This window comes from Roseomonas sp. HF4, from assembly GCF_005222755.1.
GTDB lineage: Bacteria > Pseudomonadota > Alphaproteobacteria > Acetobacterales > Acetobacteraceae > Neoroseomonas.
The window spans coordinates 379579-386811 of sequence record NZ_STGD01000003.1; the positions used below are offsets into that span (position 1 = coordinate 379579).

Here is a 7233-nt window from a genome sequence, read left to right on the forward strand (position 1 = left end):
GGGCGTCAGGCGTTGCCGGCCAGGATCGCGTCCGCCATCTTCTCGGCCGTCATGAGCGTCGGGAAGTTCGTGTTGGCACTGGGCACCACCGGGAAGACGGAGGCATCCACGACCCTGAGGCCCTGGACGCCCCGGACGCGGCCCTCGGTGTCCACCACCGCCATGGGGTCCTCCTCGGCCCCCATGCGGCACGAACAGGAGGCGTGCCAGACGCCGATCGTGGCCTTGCGGATGAAGGCTTCCAGCGCCTCCTCGTCCTCCATCACCTCCCGGAAGCGGAAGCCCTCGATCACGAAGCGGTCGATGAAGGCGCGGCGGAGCGCCGCCGGCCCGTCCAGGAACCTGGCGATGATCGACGTCAGGATGCGGTTCTTCGTGTTGACCACCCCGATCCGCCGCACCCGGTCGGAGTAGGAGGCGGGGAAGGGGTCGGCTGTCACGGCCGCGAGCGGCGGGCTCAGGCTGAGGGTGGCCGCGAGGCGGAACCCGATCATCAGTCTTTCGAGGTCGCGGCGGTCCGACAGCAGGTTGAACTCGACCTCCGGATGCGCCCGCCAGTCGGTCGAGGCGAGGCGCACCTGCCCGCGCTGGGAATAGGTCTTGTTGACCCAGGTCAGCATCGAGCCGACCTGCTCGCCCACCGCGTGCCAGGCGGATTTGCTCGCCACCGACATGAACATGTCCCCGGCGGGCGCGTCCTCGATACCGGAGGAGAAGCGTAGCCCGACGACCATGTGCCGGCGGAGCGCGGTCCGGTTCAGCCGCGCCTCGGGCTGGACGAAGCAGGACAGCGAGATGGCGGGATGGTCCATCAGACCCTGGCCGACGCCTGGCAGGTCGGCGCGCACCGCGATGCCGTGCTCCTTCAGGTGGCCGGCCGGGCCGATGCCCGCGCGCATGAGGTGTGCGGGCGAATGTATGGCGCCGGTGCAGAGGATGACCTCCCGCCCGCGGAACTCCCGTTCCTCGCCGCCCACCAACGCGTGGACACCGACGCAGCGCGTCCCCTCGAAGATCAGGGACATCACCTGCGTCTCGGTCGAGATGGTGAGGTTCGGGCGCCGCCGTGTCTCGGCGTCGAGGTAGCCGATGGCGGCCGAGACCCGCTCGGTCTCCGTCACGTTGACGGTTAGGGGGAAGAAGCCGTCCTCGAAGGCGCCGTTCTGGTCAGGCAGCGCCTTGAAGCCCGCCTGGCGGAAGGCTTCGGCGGCGGCCCTTGCATGGACGGGCCATTGCGCTTCGGGCACGCGGCGGACCGGGATGCGACCGTCCCGCCCATGCCATTCGTTGCCGAAGTCGAGGTCGCGCTCGACCTTCTTGAAGTAAGGCAGCACCGCGTCCCAGTTCCAGCCGCGGGCGCCACGCGCCTCCCATTCGTCGTAGTCGTGCGGCGCGCCGCGATTGGCCATCTGCCCATTGATCGAGGACCCGCCGCCGAGCACGCGCGCCTGTTCGTACTTGCGCAGCGGCGGGCGCTCGGCGTCCGGGTTGTTGTGCGAGACGACCTGCGTGCGGACCTTGAGCTCGGTCCAGTGGAAGCGCGGGTCGAAATACGCCTGGCCCGGATACGTATCGAGGATCGTTGCCGGCACCTTGCCGGGTGGCGTGTCCTGCCCGGCCTCGAGCAGCAGCACCCGGTGCGCGGACGACGCCGAAAGCCGGTGCGCCAGCACCGATCCGGCGGAGCCGCCGCCGACGATCACGTAGTCGTACACTCCGGTTTCCCCCCGATGTCCCGCGCGTCAGCCGCGCGGGCGCAGTCCGCACCAGTCGGCGATGAAGGTCGCGATGGTCCGCGTGCACATGCGCAGGTCCTCGATCGAGGTGCGCTCGTCGAAGCCATGCGCCACTTCGCCCCTGGGACCGTAGCAGAGGCCCGGGAAGCCGAAATAGAGGCCGTAGTATCGCGTGTCGTTCACCGCCGTGGTGCGTCGTTCCGGCATGGCGCCGCCATGCACGCTGGCATGGGCAGCGGCGAGGACCGCTTCCGCCTCGCTGCCGGCCTCGAGGACGTAGGGGTCGGTCTGGAAGCCCGTCCAGACAATCTCGGGCGGGTTGTTCGCCATGAAGGAATCGCCGGTCGCGGCGGCCTTCACGCAGGCCTCGATGCCGGCCATGGCCTGTTCGGGCGTCGTGCCGGGCACGAGGCCGATGCGGCAATCCACCTCGCACCAGGCGGGCGTGCTGCTCGCCCAGTCGCCGCCGCGGATGATACCGGGGTTGAACTTGATCGGGTCCCTGATGTCGGCATACCAGGGATTGCCGCGCGCGGCCTCGTTCAGCGCCCGCGTATGGGCATAGAGCGCGTTGATCAGCGCATAGGCGGACATGATCGCGTTCGTGCCATCCTGTGCGACGGCCACGTGCACCGGCACGCCGCGGACGCGGAGCCGGAACCAGATGGTGCCGGTCTGGGTGCGGGTGATGGTGTGGCCCGTGGGCTCGGGCACAAGCGCGGCCTCGGCGCGATAGCCCCGCAGCAGCGCGGCCAGCGCGCCGTTGCCGGTGCTCTCCTCCTCCGTCACGGTCTGCACGTAGACATCGGCCGCTGGCTCGAAGCCGGCCGCGCGGATCGCGTCCATGGCGAAGACCATGCAGGCGACGCCGGACTTCATGTCGTGCGCGCCGCGCCCGTACATCCAGCCGTCGCGGATGGTCGCGGAGTAGGGGGGGTAGGTCCACATCTCGTGCGGGCCTTCCGGCACGACGTCGATATGGCCCTGCAGGATCAGCGATCGGCCGGTCGGGCCGGGCGGTCGGTGCGCGGCGACGACCTGGACGCTGCCGGCCGGATCCACCCCCACCATCGGTGCCATCTTCGGATGCGCTGGGACGTCGGCGATTGTGAAGCGGTCTACCGCATAGCCTCGGGTTGCCATCTGGCGCGCGAACCAGTCCTGCAGCGGCGCCTCCCGCCCCCGCAGGGAAGGGAAGCGCACGAGCTCCTGCAGGAATTCCACCTGTCTGTCGAAGCCCGCGTCGATGGCGGCTGCTATGATGGCGCGGGCTTCGGGCTCGGGCATGCGTCTGTCTCTCTCACGGTGTCACCCGGGCGGGCGCGCATGCACCGCCGAAGTGTGGTTGACCGGGGAGGGATCGTAGACGACTCGGTCGCGGCGACCAGCCCATGTGTTTCGCAGGAAGATCACAGGCAGTACGCCCTTGTCCTCGAGCAGCGCGCGGGCGGCCTGGTGCGTGAGGATCTGCCGCCGCTCCGGGTCCATCGTGGTCAACGCCTGGCGCACCGGATCGTCGATTGCAGGGTTGGAATAGCGCTGCCGATTGAAGGGACCGAGGCCGAGGTCCGGATTGCGCGTCGCCACCACCTGGCGGAGCGGGTTGATGGTCAGGTAGCTGCTGAAGTAGGTCATGAACATCGAGAATTCGCGGTTCGTCGCCCGGGTGAAAAGGTTCGCCGGCGGCAACGCCTGCACCGTGGTTTCGATGCCCGCGCGGGTGAATTGCTGCGCCAGCGCCTGCAGCAGGTTCTGGTCGGAGGGGAAGAAGCCGTTCGGGCCGTGGATGGTCAGGCGGAAGCCCTCCGGGTAGCCGGCCTCGGCAAGCAGTGCTCGGGCGCGCGCGAGGTCGTGCGGCAGCGGGCCCTGCGTCGGCAGGCGGTGCTCGGCGATCGGCGCGGCGAACTGGTCGGCCGGTGTCGCGAGGCCCTGGTAGAGACGCGTCGCGATGGCCTCCCGGTTGATGGCGAGCGACAGGGCTTCGCGCACGCGGTGGTCTGCCAGCGGGTTGCGCGGCAGCGGGTTGCCCTGGCGGTCCGCGACGAAGGGGGAGGCATCGCGCATGGAATCCGGGAACAGGTAGACGAAGGTCACGCTGTCCACCTCGAACAGCGCGAAGCGCTGGTCGCGACGCAGGTTCTCCACGTCCTGCACGGGCACGTAGTCGATCAGGTCGACCTCGCCCGCCAACAGGGCGGCGGCGCGCGAGGCGGCCTGCGGGATGAAGCGGATCGTGACGCGGTCCCAGGGCTCGGGCGGGCCCCAGTAGGTCGGATTGCGGGCGATCTCCATGCGTTCGTTCTGTGCGAAGGACACCAGGCGATAGGGGCCGGTGCCGATGGCGAGGCGGCCGCTGGTGAAGTCGCTCGTCGCCGGGTTCTGGCCATGGATGCGGCGCGACAGGATGAAGGGCGCCGCCATGTCGAAGCGCATCAGCGGATTGGGCTCATGGGTGTGGATGCGGATGGTCGACGGATCCACGATGTCGACCCGGCTGATGGTCCGCACGGCCGGCGTGTAGAGCGCGGGGCTGTTCGGCACGGTCGGGATGCGGGCGAAAGTGTAGGGGATGTCGTCCGGCTCGAGTGGCGTGCCGTCGTGGAAGCGCACGCCCTGGCGCAGCTTCACCTCCCATGTGCGGTCGTCGATGGCGCGCATCGATTCCGCGAGCCGCGGCTGCGGCACCGCATTGTTGTCGAGCTCGAACAGACGCTCATAGATCTGCATGAGCATCATCGTGTTGTTCGTCGTGTTGTGGTAGTGCGGGTCGAGTGCCGAGGGCGGCGTCTGCACGCCCATGGTCAGCGTCCGCTGGGCGGCCGCCGGAACGGCACACGCCACCAGCGCCGCGAGCGCGGCGCCCTTCATGCCGAAGTGCATCGCCTTCCTCCACGCGGCCCGGTCTGTCGCGGGCCGTCGGGGGAAGCCTCGGCCGCGCGCCGCGCGCGCGTCAAGCGCCGCGTCGCGCGGCGCTCAGTTCGCCGGGTGCGACAGCAGCGCGTTGGTGTACCAGCGCGGATCCGGCTCGTAGCGGACGCGCGCGCGCTGCGTCGCCCAGGTCAGGCGCAGGAAATGCACTGGGATTACGCCGAGTTCCTCGGTCGCCATGCGCAGCGCCTCGGCGGTGATCCGGTCGCGTTCGGCGGTGTCCATCGTCACCATGGCGCGAGCAACCAGTTCGTCCATGCGGGGCGACGACCAGCGCTGGCGGTTGAAGGGGCCGGTGCCCGCCTCGGGGCTGCGGGTCATCACGACCTGGCGCAGCATGTTGGCGGCGTAGTTGGCCGTGAAAGTCGTCATGAAGACCGAGAACTCGCGCGCCGTCGCCCGGCCGAACAGGTTGGCCGGCGGCAGCACCTCGACCCGCGTCTCGATGCCGATGCGCGTCCAGCCCTGCGCGATCGCCTGCATTACATCGGAATCGCCGGCGAACCAGCCATTGGGGCTATGGATGGTGAGACGGAAGCCGTCCGGCCAGCCGGCCTCGGCCAGCAGCGCGCGGGCTGCGGCGGGGTCGTAGGCGAGCGGCGGCAGGCCGGGCGCGCGCCCCTGCAACGCGGGCGCCGCAAACTGGTCGGCGGGCTTGCCCTGACCCTGCAGCAGGCGATCCACGATGCCCTGGCGGTTGATCGCCATGGACAGCGCGCGGCGCACGCGCAGATCGGCCAGGGGGTTGGTCGCGAGCGGTCGGCCCTGCTTGTCCGTCGCGAAGGGGGTCGTCTCGCGCACCGCGTCGGGGAAAAGGTAGGAGGTGGTGTTCGCCTCGATACCGAAGACGGCGATGCGCGGCTCCCGCTCGAGGCGCGGGACGTCCTGCGACGGTACGCTGTCGATCACGTCGACATCGCCCGAGAGCAGCGCCGCCGACCGCGCGCCGGCATTCGAGATGACGCGTGTCACAACGCGGTCCCAGGGCTGGGCAGGACCCCAGTAGTCCGGGTTGCGCACGACCTCCTGCCGCTCGCCGATCTGGTAGGAGACGTGGCGATAGGCGCCGGTCCCGATCATGGCGCGCCCGGCGTTGAAGTCGGCGAGCGCCGCCGTCGCGTGGATGCTGCGCGAGAGGATGAAGACCGCCGCGATGTCGTGCTCGAGGAAGGGATGCGGATTGCGCGTTACGAAGCGGATCGTGCGCGGGTCCACGACCTCGACCCGCTCGATCAGTCGGACGGCTGGCGTGAAGGGGCCGGGGCTGTTCGGCACCGTCGGCACGCGGGCGTAGGAGAAGGCGACATCCTCGGCCGTCAGCGGCGTGCCGTCATGGAAGCGGACGCCGTCGCGCAAGCGGAATTCCCAGGTGCGATCGTCGATTGCGCGCCAGGATTCCGCCAGGCGCGGCACGAACCGCCCACTGCTGTCGAGGTCGATCAGCAGATCGAAGACCTGGCGCAGCTGCGCATTGTTCATGTTGGAGGAGTGGTAGTGGGGATCCATGCCCGTGGGAGCAGAGGAGGCGCCGATTGTGAGCGTCCGCTGCGCGGCGACAGGCGGGGCGCCCAAGGCAAGTGCGGCGGCGGCGGCGAGCGCGGAGGCGCGAAATCCCGGCATGGAGGCTTCCCTTCGTTTGTCGTTGCGGGAAGCGTCGACCCCGGCGGTGGGCCGCGTCAAGTGCGGCGGGCGTGGTCCACGGGGCGCCGGAAGAAGAGCATCGGGACCGCTATGGCGAGCGCGAGCGCGACCCCAAGGATGTGGAGGACGTAGGGCAGCCAGGCAATGACTCGGAGGTTTTCAAGGAAGATCACGAGGACGACTGCGCTACCGAGAATGCTCATGCCGACGAAGCGGCCCCTGATGCTGACCTCGGTCGGGGTGGGCTGGTCGGTCATGGCGATCTCCCTCGACAATTGGGAGCCTCCGCCGGACGAAGGGAGGTCGTCAAGAGAAGTGTGCGCGCGTTGTGTCACAATATGTGGACGTCTCAGGAGGGCCTGCGCGTCCGGCCTTGGTATTGCGATCCTCCGGCCGGCGGCCCGCGCGCTTCGTCCACGCGCAGGTCGGTGACCCGTCGCCCGACCTGCTCGGGATTGCGACACGCGGCTTTGTTGGCGAGCAGGTTCGTGTGGATGCGGCTTGACTGTTGGTGTGGCTCGGATCGCGACGCGTGGTTTCGACCGGACGCCGCGCACGCCTTACACGGCCGTGTGGCGGATGCATGGTGGCGGCAGCCGTTGCCGTTGAGCATGTGCGACCAGGCGCCCGCGATTGCGACTGGGAAACCTCGCACGCGCGGGGAACGGCGTCGAAGTGGGATCCGACGGAGTATTGTGCCGGTTCGGTTCGGCGAGGGGGATGCGTCTCCCCCGGTCGCCACGGAGTCTGCGCGCGGCTAGGGCTCCGAAATCGGCAGTTTTCCGCAGATCTGCATGCGAACTATGCGCCCTGGCCTTGTGGGGCTTGACCCGTTTTCCTGCTGGGCCTAGAAGCCCGTCACGCCGCTGATGCGGGGGGTTGACGGGTTGCCGGGATGTCGGTAGTGTCGTCGGCCCGCTGCGAAAGC

Annotated in this window: 5 protein-coding genes; all 5 read right to left on the reverse strand. The window is 69.4% G+C overall.

The annotated features are described in order from the left end of the window. Positions 1 to 5 precede the first annotated feature (5 nt). The 5 genes from E8M80_RS07420 to E8M80_RS07440 all read right to left on the reverse strand — a co-directional run bounded on the left by E8M80_RS07420 (position 6) and on the right by E8M80_RS07440 (position 6562). Positions 6 to 1715: a GMC family oxidoreductase gene (locus E8M80_RS07420; RefSeq protein WP_137125024.1), complete on the reverse strand. Its 1710-nt coding sequence runs from the start codon at positions 1713 to 1715 to the stop codon at positions 6 to 8. 27 nt (positions 1716 to 1742) lie between these two features. After that, entirely contained in the window at positions 1743 to 3023 is a 1281-nt protein-coding gene (locus E8M80_RS07425) for an ArgE/DapE family deacylase (protein WP_137125025.1), read from the reverse strand. Positions 3024 to 3044: 21 nt separating this feature from the next. Continuing rightward, the gene (locus tag E8M80_RS07430; protein WP_137125026.1) at positions 3045 to 4616 is read right to left on the reverse strand and encodes an ABC transporter substrate-binding protein; all 1572 of its coding nucleotides are present in this window, start codon (positions 4614 to 4616) and stop codon (positions 3045 to 3047) included. A gap of 93 nt (positions 4617 to 4709) precedes the next feature. Then, positions 4710 to 6170 carry an ABC transporter substrate-binding protein gene (locus E8M80_RS07435; protein WP_170979251.1) on the reverse strand — a complete coding sequence of 487 codons (1461 nt, stop codon included), beginning with the start codon at positions 6168 to 6170 and terminating at the stop codon, positions 4710 to 4712. 170 nt (positions 6171 to 6340) lie between these two features. Then, positions 6341 to 6562: a hypothetical protein gene (locus tag E8M80_RS07440; protein ID WP_137125028.1), complete on the reverse strand. Its 222-nt coding sequence runs from the start codon at positions 6560 to 6562 to the stop codon at positions 6341 to 6343. Positions 6563 to 7233: the final 671 nt, after the last annotated feature.